Here is a 16,589-nt window from a genome sequence, read left to right as displayed (position 1 = left end):
ATGTTTATTGATTAGAAAGTTTGTTCTTGAATAATGTACGGATATAAGAGAGGATTTGGATGCTGGCACCGGTATTTTCTGAGACATAATCGCCGCAGATCTTCCCGCATTTTTCCCTGTATTCCCTGTTTTCTGTCAGTTGTGAAAGCTGATCATTAAAGGAATTTCCGTTAGAAATACTTACAATACCTCCCAGTTTTACCAGGTCGGTTGCCTCTTTAAAATTCGAATAGTTTTTACCGATCACTACCGGAATACCGAATACGGCCGGCTCCAGGGTATTATGGAGTCCGCTATTGCCCATACCTCCGCCTACATAGGCGATATCTGCATAGCTGTATATCTTGGTAAGGATACCAATGGTGTCTGCAATAAAAACATCAAAGGAGGACAAGTCTTTCCCTTCCATCTCCGAAAAGAGTACGGTCTTTTTTTCTATAGCACTGCTCAGCTGACTTATCTGAGCAGGTTTTATGTTATGAGGAGCAATGACAAATTTTATTTTTTCAGAATCAGAGCGATTGATAAAATCTACCAGGAGAGCTTCATCTTCAGGCCAGCTGCTTCCCGCAACTATACAAAGGCGATCTTGCTTGAATTCTTCGATAAAAGGGAGGGAATTATCCCTGCTTAAGATCTCATTCACCCTATCAAAACGGGTGTCCCCCGAAATGGTGATATTGCTAAAACCGATGGAATTGAGAAGTTCTTTTGAATTTTGATCCTGAACAAAAAAGTGATCAAAACTCCTTAATGCCTTTCGCATAAAAGCTCCATAGGGTTTAAAGAAGGATTGTTTTTTTCTGAAGATACCCGAAACCAGTAGTGTGGGTACTTCCCTTTGTCTTAGTTCGGAAAGGTAGTTGGGCCAGAATTCGTATTTGATAAAGACAGCGAGTTGTGGCCTGGTCAGATCCAGGAACTTTCTCGCATTCTTTTTGGTATCCAGAGGTAAATAAGTGATGATATCAGCAGCCTTGTGATTTTTCTTTACTTCGTATCCGGAAGGAGAGAAAAAAGTAAGCAGTATTTTAAGATCAGGATATTCCTGTTTTATCCGTTCTATGATGGGTAAGCCTTGTTCAAATTCTCCCAAAGAAGCGGTGTGAAACCAGATCAGTTTATCGGCCGGATCTATATGTTCGGAAAGGCTTTGAAAAACTGTTTTTCGCCCATCAACAAAAAGCCGGAGTTTTTTATTAAAAAAAGAGGCGATTTTAAGGAAGAAACCAACGATATAGATCAATAAATTGTATATAAAAGACACCTTGTTTATTCTTTGCTGCTAAAATACGTTTCTTTCTAAAAATTCATTGGCTGCCGTTGCTTAATTTTGTAATATTGTTTCATCTTAAGTAAGGCATAAATGAAGAAAATACATATGGTTGACCTCAAAGGTCAATATGAATCCATAAAGGAGAGGGTAAATACCTCAATTAATGAAGTAATCAATTCCACAGCATTTATTAACGGCCCTGAAGTTCACACTTTTCAAAAAGAACTTGAAGATTATCTCGGGGTAAAGCACGTAATTCCATGTGCCAATGGTACGGATGCGCTGCAGATATGTATGATGGGGCTCGGGCTGAAGCCCGGTGATGAGGTGATCACTGCCGATTTTACTTTTGCAGCTACTGTAGAAGTTATTGCCCTGTTACAACTTACTCCTGTACTGGTTGATGTGGAACCCGATACTTTTAATATCGATCCGGAAGCAATAAGAAAAGCTATTACACCAAAAACCAAGGCCATAGTACCCGTACACCTTTTCGGGCAATGCGCCAATATGGATGCAATTATGGAGATTGCCAGGGAACATAACCTCTATGTTATAGAAGATAATGCTCAGGGAATTGGTGCAACCTATACTTTTAAGGATGGCTCAAAAGCCAAGACCGGAGCTATCGGAGATGTTGCTTCGACTTCTTTTTTCCCTTCCAAGAATTTAGGGTGCTACGGAGACGGAGGTGCTATCTTTACCAATAATGACGACCTGGCACATACAATAAGAGGTGTGGTTAACCACGGAATGTATAAGCGTTACCACCACGATGTAGTGGGGGTTAATTCCCGCCTGGATTCCATACAGGCAGCAGTTCTGAGAGCTAAACTGCCGAATCTGGATGCGTATAATAAGGCCAGAAGAGCCGCCGCCGATAAATATGATAAAGCATTTGAGACCGTAGAAAATATTGAGACACCTTTCAGGGACGGAGCTGATGATAACCATGTTTTTCATCAGTATACCTTAAAAGTAAAAGGGACAGACAGAGATGCTTTGGCGAAGCATCTGAATGAGAACGGTATTCCATGTGGTGTGTACTACCCCATCCCTTTACACCTTCAGAAAGCCTATGTTGATAAGCGATATAAGGAAGAGGATTTTGTAGTGACCAACCAGTTGGTAAAGGAAGTTATTTCCCTGCCCATGCATACCGAATTGGATGATGAGCAGATCGATTTTATTACATCCAAAGTAATTGAATTTACATCCAAATAAATGATCAAACGTTTCTTTTTATTTGAGACGAAATAGCGTCAGATTTAATTTTGTGCGCACCAACCGAGTGTAATTAAGATTTTTTATGAGAAGGCGGAACGGTTGATCTAAATAAAAAATTTTAAATAGATGAAAATAGTAGTAACCGGAGGTTTAGGATTTATTGGATCACATACCGCAGTCGAACTTCAGAATTCCGGTTTTGAAGTGGTCATTATCGATAACCTGTCCAATTCTTCCGAAGCTGTTCTCGAAGGTATTAGCCGGATCACTAATAAGAAACCGCTGTTTGAAAAACTGGACCTGAGAGAAAAGGACAAAGTTGCCGATTTCTTTCAAAGACATCCGGATATAGAGGGAATGATCCATTTTGCAGCCTCCAAAGCAGTTGGAGAAAGTGTTGAAAATCCGCTTTTATACTATGAGAACAACCTGAGCACCCTGGTTTATCTTCTTCAGGAACTGACCAAAAAAGATAAGGCGAATTTTATTTTTAGTTCTTCCTGTACGGTCTACGGACAGGCAGATAAAATGCCTATTACAGAAGATGCGCCCATAAAACATGCAGAATCCCCGTATGGGAATACCAAACAGATCGGAGAGGAAATCATAAGTGATACCTGCAGGGTGCAGAAGAACCTCAATGCTATTTCCCTGAGATATTTTAATCCGATAGGAGCACACGAAAGTGCCGAAATAGGGGAGTTGCCCATTGGAGTACCTCAGAACCTGGTTCCTTTTATTACACAAACAGGTATAGGTTTAAGGGAGCAGTTACAGGTTTTTGGTGATGATTATCCGACAGAAGACGGTACCTGTATTCGCGACTATATTCATGTAGTAGACCTGGCAAAAGCTCATGTGGTGGCCTTGCAACGATTGCTGAACAAAAAGAATAAGGCAAATTACGAGATCTTTAATCTCGGAACAGGAAAAGGAAGCTCCGTACTGGAAGTGATCAAAAGCTTTGAAAGGGTTTCCGGGACCTCCTTAAATTACAGGATTGCGGAAAGAAGGGTAGGCGATGTTATTACTGCCTATGCAGATACGACAAAGGCTAATGAAGATCTGGGCTGGAAAGCTAAATCTGAATTAGACGACGCTATGTTGTCGGCCTGGAAATGGGAACAGAAAATAAGGAAATAAATTTTTGATGATCCTAAGGGATTGTATTTCTAAATATAACTTTAAACAGATGAAGAAATTACTTTTTTTACTGGCATTGACCTCCTTTTTGAGTTTGAATGCCCAGGACACTTATTTACATTGCGGAAAGATCATTGATACGGAATCCGGGACCGTACTTTCCGAAAAGACCATCATTATCTCCGGAAATAAGATCAAAAGTGTAGTTGATGGATATGCCAAAGCCAAAAGGAACGATATAACCATCGACCTGAAAGACAAAACAGTCCTTCCCGGCCTGATAGATCTACACGTTCATATTGAAAGTGAAACCAATCCGAGAAGCTTTGTTGGAAAGTATACCGATAATGAAGCCGATGTGGCCTTTCAGTCTACCGTATATGCAAAACGAACCCTGATGGCTGGTTTTACCACGGTTAGGGACCTTGGAGGAACGGGAGTGAATATTGCTTTGAGAAAAGCTATAGATGCCGGAAAAGTAGATGGGCCGCGTATTTTTACCGCCGGAAAGATCATAGCTTCTACAGGAGGGCATGGCGATCCGACCAACGGAGGAAAAGCAGCATTGCTGGGAGATCCGGGTCCGAAAGAAGGAGTGGTGAACTCTCCTGAAGATGGGAGAAAAGCAGTTCGTCAGCGATATAAAGAAGGTTCTGATGTGATCAAGATTACTGCTACCGGAGGTGTTTTAAGTGTTGCCAAAAACGGAAGTAACTCTCAGTTTACCATAGAAGAGATCAAATCTATTGTAGATACTGCCAATGATTACGGGATGCTTACCGCTGCACATGCTCATGGAGATGACGGAATGCAGAGAGCGGTAGTGGCCGGGATCAAAACCATAGAACACGGAACTTTTATGAGTGAAAAGACCATGGATCTTATGAAGCAGCACGATACCTATATGGTACCGACCATCAGTGCAGGGAAATATGTAGCCGAAAAAGCAAAGATCAAAGGTTTTTACCCTGATATTATAGTGCCGAAGGCTTTGGAAGTTGGTCCTCAGCTTCAGGGCACCTTTGAAAAAGCATACAGAAGAGGAGTGCCGATTGCTTTCGGTACTGATGCCGGGGTGTTCCCTCATGGTGAGAACGGAAAAGAATTCGGTTATATGGTGGAAGCAGGTATGCCTGCAATAAAAGCTATTCAGTCGGCTACGGTTACCAACGCTAAATTGTTGTCGTCTGAAAATGAACTCGGCCAGCTTAAAGAAGGCTTTTTTGCCGATATCGTGGCGGTTGATGACGATCCAACAAAAAATGTCAGGACCCTGGAAAAAGTGGTCTTTGTAATGAAAAACGGAAAGGTTTACAAAAACGAAAATTAAATCTCAACCCTGACACTTCTCGTCAGGGTTTTTTTATTATGAACTCTCAATTCCCAGATATACCTTCACTACTTCAAACAGCTCTTAAGGAAGAGTTGTATGAAAAGCTGATCCTGCAGCTGAACAAGGATTTTAACTATGCCAATATCCCGGTCGATTTTAAAGAGGATCTAAAACCGGAGCAGTTAAAAAGAGAACTGCATGAAGTGCTGTGCAGACTGATCCTGGAAAAGTTTGCAGACTACCTCAATCTTCTTTATATCATAGACGTTTCTGAAGAGCAAGTGAAGAAGTTGGACGGAGAAGATGCGGTTGTGATCTCAGAACAGGTAGCTTTTCTTGTATTAAAAAGAGAATGGCTAAAGGTCTGGTTTAAAAACCGGTACAAATAAAGGGATATATTGAAGAAAACATAATTTGTGATTTCCTTTCGTTATTGATAAAAAGCTGTTAATAAATAGAATTAATTGCGACTTATGTTAAAGTTTATCTGTTAAAAATTGTATTTTTGACTAGTTTATTCATAAAGAGAATTTAGGAAAAAGAAACATGGATAATTATTCCTTTTTAAATGCTGCACATACAGCTTTTTTTGCCGATTTATATGATCAATATTTACAGAATCCGGATTCGGTAGAGCCCAGTTGGAGAGCTTTTTTCCAGGGCTTCGATTTTGGAATGGAAAACGGATCTTATCAGCAGAACGGAACTGTTGGATCTGCAGACGCTTCTGTAGAGATACCTGAGAATCTTCAAAAGGAATTTCAGGTAGTAAAGCTTATCGATGCTTACCGAAGCAGAGGGCACTTATTTACAAAAACCAATCCTGTAAGAGACAGGAGAAAATATACCCCCACCCTGGAACTTGAGAATTTCGGTCTGTCTGAATCGGACCTGAATACTAATTTCAATGCCGGTGATATCCTTGGGCTTGGCGCAGCCACCCTTGCAGAGATCGTAAGGCACCTGGAGAGCATTTATTGTGATGCTATCGGGGTAGAATATATGTATATCCGTAAGCCGGAGGAAATTCAGTGGATCCAGGACAAACTGAATATCAATGACAATCATCCTGCATTTAGCGGAGATCAGAAAAAGCATATTTTAAAGAAACTCAACGAAGCTGTTTCTTTTGAGAGTTTCCTTCATACAAAATACGTTGGACAGAAGCGTTTTTCCCTGGAAGGAGGAGAATCGCTTATTCCTGCGCTTGATGCCATGATCGAAAAAGCGGCCGGACTGGGCGTAAAAGAGTTTGTAATGGGGATGGCCCACAGGGGGCGACTCAATGTACTGACCAATATTTTCGGAAAGTCGGCTAAAGATATTTTTAGTGAGTTTGACGGAAAGGATTACGAGCAGGATATTTTTGACGGCGATGTAAAATATCACCTGGGATGGACCAGTGATCGTGTTACCGACGGAGGCCAGAGAATTCATATGAATATTGCACCCAACCCGTCTCACCTCGAAACGGTAGGAGCGGTAGTTGAAGGGATCACCAGAGCAAAGCAGGACAGGAATTATCCGGATGATTTTTCTAAGGTTCTTCCTATTGTGGTTCACGGGGATGCTGCCATTGCAGGACAGGGTCTTGTATATGAAGTGGTGCAGATGGCACAACTTGACGGATATAAAACAAACGGAACCATACATATAGTGGTAAACAATCAGATAGGTTTTACCACTAACTACCTGGATGCGCGTTCTTCTACTTATTGTACAGATATAGGTAAAGTAACCCTGTCTCCGGTACTGCACGTAAATGCAGATGATGCCGAAGCCGTGGTTCACGCTTCCCTTTTTGCACTCGATTTCAGAATGACCTTTAAGCGCGATGTGTTTATTGACCTGCTGGGTTATAGAAAATATGGACATAATGAAGGTGATGAGCCTCGTTTTACACAGCCTAAACTGTATAAGGCCATCGCAAAGCATAAGAATCCGAGAGATATCTATGCGGAAAGATTAAAGGCCGAAGGGATCATAGATGCAGGATATGTAAAAAAACTGGAAGCAGACTATAAAGCCTCCCTGGAAGAGAAACTGGAAGATTCCAGAAAAGAAACCAAAACGGTCATCACTCCCTTTATGGAAGATGAGTGGAAGGGTTTTGAGCCGGTGGAGGAAGACAGAATGCTGTTAACTGAAGATACTTCTTTTGATAAAGATAAACTGACGAAGATTGCCGAAGTGATTACCCGTTTACCCGAAGGGAAGAAATTCCTGCGCAAAATAGAGCGTTTAGTTGGGGAGCGGAATAAAATGTACTTTGAAAGAGACCAGTTAGACTGGGCCATGGGTGAGCTTCTTGCCTACGGTACCCTTCTTAGCGAAGGATATGATGTAAGGCTCAGTGGTCAGGATGTGGAGAGAGGAACCTTCTCCCACAGGCATGCGGTGCTTAAAGTAGAAGACAGTGAGGAAGAAGTACTGTTGTTAAATGAATTGGGTGGAGATCAGGGTACGTTCCAGATTTACAACTCCCTTTTATCGGAATACGGAGTTGTAGGTTTTGATTACGGATATGCCATGGCAAGTCCAAAGACCCTTACCATCTGGGAAGCTCAGTTCGGGGATTTCAGTAACGGGGCCCAGATCATGATAGATCAGTATATCTCTGCCGCCGAGGATAAATGGAAATTACAGAACGGTTTGGTAATGTTGTTACCACACGGATATGAAGGTCAGGGAGCTGAGCACTCATCAGCAAGAATGGAAAGATATCTTCAACTGTGTGCTAAAGACAATATGTATGTGGCAGACTGTACCACTCCGGCAAACTTCTATCACTTGTTAAGAAGGCAAATGAAAAGCAACTTCAGAAAACCTCTGATCGTTTTTACGCCCAAAAGCCTCTTAAGACATCCGAAAGCAGTATCTACTGTTGAAGAACTGGCCAGCGGATCTTTCCAGCCGGTAATTGATGATGCAGGAGTTAAAACAGCAGATGTAAAAACGCTGGTGTTCTGTACCGGGAAATTCTATTACGATATCCTGGAAGCTAGAGAAGAAAAAAAGAGAGAAAAAGATGTGGCGATCGTTAGAGTGGAACAATTGTTTCCTCTGCCTTCGGAAGAGATGAAAGCCATCATGAAAAAATATAAAAATGCAGATGATATAGTGTGGGCCCAGGAAGAACCGAGGAATATGGGAGCATGGAGTCACCTGTTGATGCATTTTGAAGATGCTCATAAATTAAGAGTAGCATCAAGACGTTTCTACGCATCACCTGCTGCAGGTAGTTCGGTGAGATCGAAGAGACGCCACGAACAGATCCTTGAATACGTGTTCGATAAAACAAAAGACAATAAATACCGTAAGAAAATAAAAAAAGCATAATTAAAATTATAATACAATGATTTTAGAAATGAAAGTCCCTTCTCCGGGAGAATCGATTACCGAAGTGGAAATAGCACAGTGGTTAGTTGCAGATGGCGATTATGTTGAAAAAGATCAGGCCATTGCAGAAGTTGATTCTGATAAAGCAACCCTGGAACTTCCGGCTGAGGCCAGTGGTACTATTACCTTAAAGGCAGAAGAAGGAGACGCTGTTGCCGTGGGCGAGGTGGTGTGTTTAATAGATACATCGGCTGCTAAACCTGAAGGAGGTGAAGCTGCAGCACCGGCAAAAGAAGAAAAGGCAGAGGAAGCTCCTGCAAAGAAGGAAGCGCCGAAACCGGCAGAAAATAAAACATATGCTACGGGAACCGCCAGTCCTGCAGCCAAAAAGATATTGGCAGAAAAAGGAATATCCGCCAGCGAGGTACAGGGTACCGGAAAAGATGGTCGTATTACTAAAGACGATGCTGTTAAGGCAACGCCTTCTATGGGAACTCCCGGAACAGGGAGCAGAAGCAGCGAGCGCAAGAAACTTTCCATGCTTAGAAGGAAAGTAGCAGAGCGTTTGGTATCTGCTAAGAATGAAACGGCTATGCTTACTACTTTTAACGAGGTAGATATGAGCCCGATCTTTGCATTGAGAAGTGAGTACAAGGAAACTTTCAAAGCCAGGCACGGAGTGAGTTTAGGTTTTATGTCTTTCTTTACCCTGGCTGTAGTGAGAGCACTGGATCTGTATCCGGATGTGAATTCAATGCTGGATGGAGATTATAAGATCACTTACGACTTTAAAGATATCAGTATTGCGGTTTCAGGTCCTAAAGGATTAATGGTACCTGTAATACGAAACGCAGAGAACCTAAGCTTCAGAGGAGTAGAAGCCGAGGTTAAAAGACTGGCAATTCGCGCAAGAGAAGGGCAGATCACTGTAGATGAAATGACCGGAGGAACATTTACCATTACCAATGGTGGTGTATTCGGATCTATGTTATCGACGCCTATCATCAATCCTCCTCAATCGGGAATTTTAGGAATGCACAATATCGTGGAGCGTCCGGTAGCGGTAAACGGAAAAGTAGAGATCAGACCGGTAATGTATGTGGCGCTTTCCTATGACCACAGGATCATTGACGGAAGAGAATCTGTAGGTTTCCTGGTGGCTGTAAAAGAAGCCCTGGAAAATCCGATAGAACTGTTAATGAACGGTGATGTGAAAAAAGCACTGGAGTTATAAAAAGAAATAAATAATATGAAGAAAGCCTGAGATCATTACAATCTCAGGCTTTTCTTTTCCTATATAGATAGACATGATTAATAGCCTTTTCCTAGGGGCAGCTGATCAGAAAATAAATATTATAGGCGATCACTGCCGATGATAAAAAAATAATCAAAAACGGAATGACAACATCGCTTTTCGGGGCTTTTCTCGATTTCATAATCCTCTGTTTTATACCCGGAGCATCTTACTTCAACTATAGTTAATCACCTTTACTCCGGATTGATTAATATAGGACAAATTTTCAAAATATTGACTAAGTGTACAATACGTACTTACACGTAGATTAATGTAATCTTATCTTATAACAGGGAATTCTGATGGTCTTTTGCCCAGATTAACAGGCTGTTAGTCTTGGGATTGAGATCGAGCTTGGCGATAATATTGCTTCGGTGTTTTTCAACGGTACGGACAGAAATAAAAAGGAATTCTGCAATTTCCTTGTTGGTCTTGTCTTGCGCGATTAATTTGAGGATCTTCTTTTCGGAGGGAGTAAGTGAGGCCAGAGCATCATCACTGTTTTCCTTGATATTGAGGAATTCTGTGATCTTGGGACTGAAGTAAGGGGTGTTATTCAATACCGAAGCCAGGCAATTTTCTATCTCTTCAATGGCGAATTCCTTAAGGACATATCCGAATACATTAAGATCCTTGGCCTGATAAAAGAGATCCTTTTCTCTGTGAAGGGTTATCAGGATAACTTTAGTGTCCAGACCGCTCTGTTTACACTTACTGGCAACTTCAAGGCCCGAAAGCCTTGGCATTTGTATATCGAGGATAGCGATAGTGGGTTTGTGCTTCAGGATGAGGTTGTAGGCTGCATTTCCATCGGAAGCACTGTCTATTACGTTGAATTTTTTTTCTACTAAAAAATCGTGAAGCCCTTTTAAAAGAAGAGGATGATCATCGGCAATAATAATGCTGGATTCCTTCATGTAATTGGAATTATAAAATCGATTGTTGTTCCTTTGCCTTTTTCAGAATTGATCCTCATATTTCCATCCAGGAATTTAGTGCGCTCCTTCAGTGTTTTTAAACCCAAACTGGTTAAATCATTGTACTTCTCTGAAAAGTCAAAACCTTTACCATTATCTTTTATTACGATCTTTATAAGGTCTTTGGATTTTTTAATGATCAATTTAGCTGCGTGAGCCTGGGAGTGTTTAATTATATTGTTGACACTCTCCTGGATGATCCTGAATATATTTACTTCTTTTTCAGGGCTGAAAGTGTGTTGAATATCATCTATTTCCGAAGAAATAAAGATATCTGTACTCTCGTCCAGTTGATATATCACATTTTCTATTGCTTTTGTGATGCCTAATTCTTCCAGCTGGAAGGGATGCAGCGCTTTGGAGATAGATCGCACTTCCTCTATGGCATTATTCACCATGGTTTTGGTATTCTCATCCTCCGAGCGAACGATCTTGTTTTTGATCAGTAGTAAACTTTGCCCTAAACCGTCATGAAGATCTTTGGAGATCCGCCTTCGTTCCTGTTCCTGGGATACGAGTAACTGCTGGCTGAAGCTTTCCTGCAGGCGCTTTGACCTTGTCAGGTATACTTTATTCCTGTATAGATATATAATAAGGAATAAAAGGCTGAGGCTGGAAATGGTCAGGATCAGGATCCTGTTTTTGGATTCATTCTCCATTTTAAGCATCCTGATGGAACTTTCCTGCTCCATGATCTCCCTTTCCTTTCTTTCTGTTTCATAAAGCGTCTGGAAATAAAGAAGAGAATTGGTTCTCTGCACATTAAAGAGTGAATCTTTTAAATGTGAATATTCACGGAATGCCTCATAAGATCTTGTGGGCTGATTATTCAGACTGTATAATTCCGGAAGCTCCCTTTTTATATCGAGAGTGGCATCTTTATCACCCCATTCCTTAGCCTTATTATGCGCTTTGATCATGTCCTGAAGAGCCTCCCTGTTCTTACCGATCAGACGTTTGTAGTGGGAGGAGGACAGCAAATAATGGGTCCATAGCTCCGGGTTTTCATTAAAGCCTTCCATTTTTGCCGAAATGGAATCCAAATGAGTTTTTACTTTTTCCTTATCTCCCAGTCTCGCATAAAGATTGGCCAGGGAACTGTTAATATTTACAAGGGCAAAAAGATTGTTCTTTTCATGTTTCGACCCCAATTCCAAAGCCCTTAAAAGGTATTCTTCCTGTTCTTTATACCGCTCCTGCTTTTTATAGTCGAATGCCTGGTTTACAAGAGAGACCATCATCGAGCGATATAGTTTGTTCCTGGAAGAATATTCCAGGTTTTCGCCCCTTAGTCTTTTTGCATAATCATAGAAACCATTAATACTGTAAATGACGGCGATAGCCTGTCTCGTACTGATAGCGTATTCTTTATCATTCCTGTCTTCGTAATAGGTTGAAGCTTTTTCATAGTCCTTCACTGCCTGAACATAATTACCCAGGGCGCTGTATGACTGCCCCCTGAACAAATAGGAATCGGCCACGAAGATCGAATCCTTCCTCCCGAACTTTTCAATGGCTTTGGTGTAGTTTTCTACCGCCTTATCAAAATCATTGCTGTAATAAGCACCTCCTTTTTTCAGGTAGATACTTCCTATCAAAAAAGAGTCTTTTAGTTTGCTTTCATGTTGTTGAAGACGCTCTATCAATGTAAGGGCATCCTTGTTTCGGTTTTGAAGAGTGTTTATATGATAGAATACCCTTACCCCTTTTCTTACCGCATCGTCATATCGCTTCATCTCCTCTGCGAGGCCGATATATTCCTCAGAATAAGTGACGAAATCGTCTATATTGTCGCGGGAAGATGCTATCAGCGAGTCCAGGTACCGGAGTTTTAGTTCCTGGTTACCTGTAGTATCTACAATTTTTTTAAAATCTTCAATATTCTGCTGGGTGTAAGCTGCCTGAAATGAAAAAATGAAAATTAATAGGGGGTAGATGGTTTTCACGGCTTCATAATTTTAAAATGATTATGCAAAAATACCTAATTAAAAATTGAAAGAAGATCTTATGGGAAAGCTTAAGAGAGGGAGGCAAAATACACACCCTGAAAACAAGCGTAACAGGGTGTGCTTGGTTATCGGTTTACTATAGTGTTACATAGAAATAACCAAAAAAATGTTTATTGCGAGTGTAATAGATATAAGAGTCAGAATGGATATGGTAAGGAAGGTGGCATTGGATAAAGCGGTTCTGAAAGCTTTCATTGTATTAGTCTTAGTTGTTCTCGCAAAATTCCACAATTATAAAGTTCAATGCACGGGGGAAAACACCCTTTTTAAGTAGGAGATTACCTTAAATAGATGCAGTGTTTATCATAATCAATAATCGCTTTGGATTTCTTAAGGACATCGGCTCCGATAATACCGTTAACCGGAATACTCTCGTACTCGAGCAGGGCAGAATTAACATGAGTCATATTAAAAAGGATAATGGCAATATTTTTTTTCTTCCATTTCCCTATACTGATCTCATTTTTCCTGGCAATCTGCGTTTCCATTCCTCTTCCTCCGGCTCCGGCCGCCTTTACTTCCGAAGATTCGGGATTTAGCTTAAAATGTTCAATGCTGTCAAAACCCACACAGGTACTGGACGCTCCGGTATCGAGAATAAACCTCCCCTGCACGCCATTGATCTCCGCCTTGATCTCAAAATGATCTGTTGGAGTTCTCTTTAAGGGTACCCTTGTATATCCTTTTTCCTGCAAAAATTTTTTAAGCGAAATCATAAACTTTTTTTTACAAAGATAATTAAGCAAAAAAATTAATTTTGTGCCATGATTTTAACGGACACCCATACACATTTATATAGTGAGGCTTTTGATGATGATAGAAAGGATATGATCCAGAGAGCCCTGGACGCCAATGTAAAGAGATTTTTTATCCCGGCTATAGATTCCACCTATACCGACGCCATGTTTAAACTGGAAAAAGCATATCCGGATAATATCTTCCTCATGATGGGGCTTCATCCAACTCACGTAAAAGAGAATTACGAAGAAGAGCTTCAGCATGTGGAGCAGATGCTTGCGGAGAGAAAGTTTTATGCGGTTGGAGAAATAGGGATAGACCTGTATTGGGATAAGAGCTTTCTTCCACAGCAGCAACAGGCTTTCAAAACACAGATACAGTGGGCAAAAAAATACAAACTGCCCATTGTAATTCACTGCAGGGAAGCTTTTGATGAGATCTTTGAGGTGCTGGAAGGCGAAAAGGATGAGGAACTGTTCGGGATCTTTCACTGTTTTACAGGGAACCGGGAGCAGGCAGAAAGAGCCATGTCCTTTAATATGAAACTTGGGATAGGAGGAGTAGCTACATTTAAGAACGGGAAAATAGATAAGTTCCTTAATGAGGTTCCGCTGGAACATATAGTGCTTGAGACCGATGCTCCTTACTTATCGCCGGTACCCTACAGGGGGAAACGTAATGAAAGTGCGTATATCGTTAATGTTCTGAATAAATTGACGGAGATTTACGGACTTTCCGCGGAGGAGATCGCTGCGATAACTACTAAAAATTCAATGGATGTTTTTGGAGTTTAATAATTTATTGAGATCTAATCCGATTAATTTTTGTTCATTTGTGATCACTAAAACTAGCCATTTTGACAGATTTTGATAAAATTCGACCTTATCTGGATACGGAGGTGAACGGAGCCCTTCAGAAATTGAAGCGGCATCCTATGATAAAGGCCTTGATGAGTTTCGCATTTCCGGAAAAGAAATTGGGAGAGATTGAAGAGATAGTAGATGAGTGTCATTCCATAAAGGACTTTCAGTCCAGGGTTATTTATTTTGCGGTGAGGAATGTGATAGAGAAAAGCTCTGAAGGTTTTTCTACCAGCGGATTTGAAAAGCTGGAACCGGATACTTCTTATCTGTTTATCTCCAACCACAGAGATATTATCCTGGATACTTCCCTGCTCAATTATACCCTTCATGATCACGGATTGGTAATGACCGCATCCGCTATTGGGGATAATCTGGTGCAGAAGCCTTTTTTACTGGCTTTGTCCAAACTGAACAGGAACTTTCTTATCCGCAGAGGATTATCGCCCAGGGAAATGCTGATGGCTTCTAAAAATGTTTCCGAATATATCAGGCAGTTGCTCGGTAGCGAAAAAAGATCGGTGTGGATCGCGCAAAGAGAGGGAAGGACAAAAGACGGGAACGATCAGACACAGCAGGGTGTTTTAAAAATGCTGGCCCTGGCAGATACGGAAAACGATCTTCCGGCCTACTTTAAAAAGTTAAAGGTGGTGCCCGTATCTATTTCCTATGAGTTCGACCCAACCGATGTTCTTAAGATGCCCGAATTAATGGCCAAGCATTACGATGTGGAATATGTAAAGACCAATAATGAGGATTTTAATTCCATATTAAAAGGAGCACTGGGGCAGAAAAAGAGAATGCATATTGCTGTTGGAGATGTGCTGGATGAGGAACTGGATATGATCGCGGAAAAAGAGGAGAAGGCCAATAAACAGCTTCAGATGCTGGCAGAAGTAATAGATAAGAATATCTATGGGAGTTACAAATTGTGGCCTTCCAATTATATAGCCTATGATTTGTTGAATGGTGAGGATACTTATAAAGCCAAATATACCGCAAGGGAAAAACGCCAGTTTGAACGAAGGATAGAACGCAGGGTGGAAAGAGATAATGAAGTGGCTTTGAAAAACTTCCTGGCAATGTATGCCAATCCGGTAATTAATAAGCTGAAATATTTTGGGGAATAGATCAAAAATACTACTTATCTATACCGGGGGTACGATCGGTATGGTTAAAGATTATGAAACGGGAGCACTTAAGGCTTTCGATTTTGATAAATTGCAGGAAAGAATACCTGAGCTTTCGCATTTGGATTGCGATATCCAGTCTGTGTCCTTTTCAACCCCTATAGATTCGTCTAATATGAGTCCGGAGTACTGGGTACAGATAGCCGGAATGATAGAAGATCATTATAAGGATTTTGACGGTTTTGTGGTCCTCCACGGAAGTGACACTATGAGTTACTCAGCTTCAGCTTTAAGCTTTATGTTGGAAAACCTTGCCAAACCGGTAATCTTTACCGGTTCTCAATTACCCATAGGAGACTTGCGTACCGATGCCAAGGAAAATCTGATCACCTCTATACAAATTGCATCACTCAGAGAAAATAACAAACCGGTGGTGAAAGAGGTAGGAGTTTATTTTGAATACAAGCTCTACAGGGGTAACCGTACTACAAAGATCAATGCCGAGCATTTTAATGCTTTTGCATCACTTAATTACCCGGCTCTTGGGGAGAGTGGTGTACATTTAAATATTAATCACGAATATCTTCTTAAACCTGCAAAAGGCAGGAAGCTCATCGTTCATAAAGAGCTTAATAACAATATAGCCGTGGTGAAGTTGTTTCCGGGTACCAGTGAATCTGCACTGGCCTGTGTTTTTAATAATGAAAGCATCAGGGCGATCGTTCTGGAAACATACGGATCGGGTAATGCATTCACTCATGAATGGTTCTACGACCTGATAGAAAGTGCAAGTAAGCGCGGTGTATTTATTGTGAATGTTACACAGTGTTCCGGGGGTAGTGTTATCATGGGTCAATATGAGACCAGTACCCGCCTTAAAGAACTGGGAATAATCAACGGGAAAGACATTACTACTGAGGCCGCTATAGCTAAATTAATGTACCTTTTAGGGAGTAAAATCGGACAAAAAACCTTTAAAACAATATTTGAAACTGCTCTTAGGGGGGAAATGAGTTAAAATTAACCTTTTAAATTTTATCAACTAATATTTTTTTTGTTAATTGCCGCCCTGATTTTAAGCTGTTACTATAGAGAGGTGGCCGAGTGGTCGAAGGCGCACGCCTGGAAAGTGTGTATACGGCAAAACCGTATCGAGGGTTCGAATCCCTTCCTCTCTGCTTTTTTTGATTAATTTTTAAAAACAGTTTTAATTATAAAATTTTTATATCTTTAACCCTATTAACTAACAAAATTTAAGTTTAA

Annotated in this window: 13 protein-coding genes and 1 tRNA gene; 10 read left to right on the top strand and 4 right to left on the bottom strand. The window is 40.9% G+C overall.

All coding sequences use genetic code 11. The features are described 5' to 3' along the window. Positions 1 to 4 precede the first annotated feature (4 nt). Positions 5 to 1,267, bottom strand: a complete 1,263-nt coding sequence (locus GWK08_RS04815; protein ID WP_163605761.1) for a 3-deoxy-D-manno-octulosonic acid transferase — start codon at positions 1,265 to 1,267, stop codon at positions 5 to 7. A 99-nt stretch (positions 1,268 to 1,366) separates the two neighbouring features. Here GWK08_RS04815 and GWK08_RS04810 point away from each other — a divergent pair, with 99 nt between their 5' ends. From GWK08_RS04810 to odhB, 6 genes are all read left to right on the top strand, one after another. Continuing rightward, a complete protein-coding gene (locus GWK08_RS04810) occupies positions 1,367 to 2,500 on the top strand; it encodes a DegT/DnrJ/EryC1/StrS family aminotransferase (RefSeq protein ID WP_163605760.1) in 1,134 nt (377 codons plus the stop codon). A gap of 129 nt (positions 2,501 to 2,629) precedes the next feature. Then, positions 2,630 to 3,646: a UDP-glucose 4-epimerase GalE gene (gene galE / locus GWK08_RS04805; RefSeq protein ID WP_163605759.1), complete on the top strand. Its 1,017-nt coding sequence runs from the start codon at positions 2,630 to 2,632 to the stop codon at positions 3,644 to 3,646. A 49-nt stretch (positions 3,647 to 3,695) separates the two neighbouring features. Continuing rightward, the gene (locus GWK08_RS04800) at positions 3,696 to 4,976 is read left to right on the top strand and encodes a metal-dependent hydrolase family protein (protein WP_163605758.1); all 1,281 of its coding nucleotides are present in this window, start codon (positions 3,696 to 3,698) and stop codon (positions 4,974 to 4,976) included. 38 nt (positions 4,977 to 5,014) lie between these two features. Continuing rightward, positions 5,015 to 5,368: a hypothetical protein gene (locus GWK08_RS04795; RefSeq protein ID WP_163605757.1), complete on the top strand. Its 354-nt coding sequence runs from the start codon at positions 5,015 to 5,017 to the stop codon at positions 5,366 to 5,368. Positions 5,369 to 5,525: 157 nt separating this feature from the next. Next, positions 5,526 to 8,318, top strand: a complete 2,793-nt coding sequence (locus tag GWK08_RS04790) for a 2-oxoglutarate dehydrogenase E1 component (RefSeq protein WP_163605756.1) — start codon at positions 5,526 to 5,528, stop codon at positions 8,316 to 8,318. Between the two features lie 16 nt (positions 8,319 to 8,334). Continuing rightward, positions 8,335 to 9,552 carry a 2-oxoglutarate dehydrogenase complex dihydrolipoyllysine-residue succinyltransferase gene (gene odhB, locus GWK08_RS04785; protein WP_163605755.1) on the top strand — a complete coding sequence of 406 codons (1,218 nt, stop codon included), beginning with the start codon at positions 8,335 to 8,337 and terminating at the stop codon, positions 9,550 to 9,552. 344 nt (positions 9,553 to 9,896) lie between these two features. Here the strand turns inward: odhB and GWK08_RS04780 are convergent, their stop codons facing one another. The 3 genes from GWK08_RS04780 to GWK08_RS04770 form a co-directional block, all read right to left on the bottom strand. After that, positions 9,897 to 10,529 carry a response regulator gene (locus tag GWK08_RS04780; protein ID WP_163605754.1) on the bottom strand — a complete coding sequence of 211 codons (633 nt, stop codon included), beginning with the start codon at positions 10,527 to 10,529 and terminating at the stop codon, positions 9,897 to 9,899. After that, a complete protein-coding gene (locus GWK08_RS04775) occupies positions 10,526 to 12,535 on the bottom strand; it encodes a tetratricopeptide repeat-containing sensor histidine kinase (protein WP_163605753.1) in 2,010 nt (669 codons plus the stop codon). Before GWK08_RS04775 ends, GWK08_RS04780 begins: the two co-directional genes overlap by 4 nt. 341 nt (positions 12,536 to 12,876) lie before the next feature. Then, positions 12,877 to 13,314: a retropepsin-like aspartic protease family protein gene (locus tag GWK08_RS04770; RefSeq protein WP_163605752.1), complete on the bottom strand. Its 438-nt coding sequence runs from the start codon at positions 13,312 to 13,314 to the stop codon at positions 12,877 to 12,879. Positions 13,315 to 13,362: 48 nt separating this feature from the next. Between GWK08_RS04770 and GWK08_RS04765 the strand changes: the two genes are divergently transcribed. The 4 genes from GWK08_RS04765 to GWK08_RS04750 all read left to right on the top strand — a co-directional run bounded on the left by GWK08_RS04765 (position 13,363) and on the right by GWK08_RS04750 (position 16,504). After that, positions 13,363 to 14,130, top strand: a complete 768-nt coding sequence (locus GWK08_RS04765) for a TatD family hydrolase (RefSeq protein WP_163605751.1) — start codon at positions 13,363 to 13,365, stop codon at positions 14,128 to 14,130. A gap of 62 nt (positions 14,131 to 14,192) precedes the next feature. Beyond that, positions 14,193 to 15,326, top strand: a complete 1,134-nt coding sequence (locus GWK08_RS04760; RefSeq protein ID WP_163605750.1) for a 1-acyl-sn-glycerol-3-phosphate acyltransferase — start codon at positions 14,193 to 14,195, stop codon at positions 15,324 to 15,326. Further along, positions 15,316 to 16,344: an asparaginase gene (locus GWK08_RS04755; protein ID WP_163605749.1), complete on the top strand. Its 1,029-nt coding sequence runs from the start codon at positions 15,316 to 15,318 to the stop codon at positions 16,342 to 16,344. The genes GWK08_RS04760 and GWK08_RS04755 overlap by 11 nt, the downstream gene beginning before the upstream one ends. A 72-nt stretch (positions 16,345 to 16,416) precedes the next feature. Continuing rightward, positions 16,417 to 16,504: transfer RNA gene (locus GWK08_RS04750), tRNA-Ser, on the top strand. Positions 16,505 to 16,589 lie beyond the last annotated feature (85 nt).

It is taken from the genome of Leptobacterium flavescens (assembly GCF_010671605.1).
In the GTDB taxonomy this organism is placed as follows: domain Bacteria; phylum Bacteroidota; class Bacteroidia; order Flavobacteriales; family Flavobacteriaceae; genus Leptobacterium; species Leptobacterium flavescens.
The sequence above is the reverse complement of the archived record's forward strand: the minus strand, read 5'-3'. Positions and strand labels throughout refer to the sequence as shown.

Excerpts from the sequence above, each read along its gene's own strand:
- odhB (WP_163605755.1), top strand. The coding sequence starts at position 8,335 with ATGATTTTAGAAATGAAAGTCCCTTCTCCGGGAGAATCGATTACCGAA.
- GWK08_RS04800 (WP_163605758.1), top strand. The coding sequence starts at position 3,696 with ATGAAGAAATTACTTTTTTTACTGGCATTGACCTCCTTTTTGAGTTTG.
- GWK08_RS04770 (WP_163605752.1), bottom strand. The coding sequence starts at position 13,314 with ATGATTTCGCTTAAAAAATTTTTGCAGGAAAAAGGATATACAAGGGTA.
- GWK08_RS04780 (WP_163605754.1), bottom strand. The coding sequence starts at position 10,529 with ATGAAGGAATCCAGCATTATTATTGCCGATGATCATCCTCTTCTTTTA.
- GWK08_RS04790 (WP_163605756.1), top strand. The coding sequence starts at position 5,526 with ATGGATAATTATTCCTTTTTAAATGCTGCACATACAGCTTTTTTTGCC.
- galE (WP_163605759.1), top strand. The coding sequence starts at position 2,630 with ATGAAAATAGTAGTAACCGGAGGTTTAGGATTTATTGGATCACATACC.
- GWK08_RS04810 (WP_163605760.1), top strand. The coding sequence starts at position 1,367 with ATGAAGAAAATACATATGGTTGACCTCAAAGGTCAATATGAATCCATA.
- GWK08_RS04765 (WP_163605751.1), top strand. The coding sequence starts at position 13,363 with ATGATTTTAACGGACACCCATACACATTTATATAGTGAGGCTTTTGAT.
- GWK08_RS04795 (WP_163605757.1), top strand. The coding sequence starts at position 5,015 with ATGAACTCTCAATTCCCAGATATACCTTCACTACTTCAAACAGCTCTT.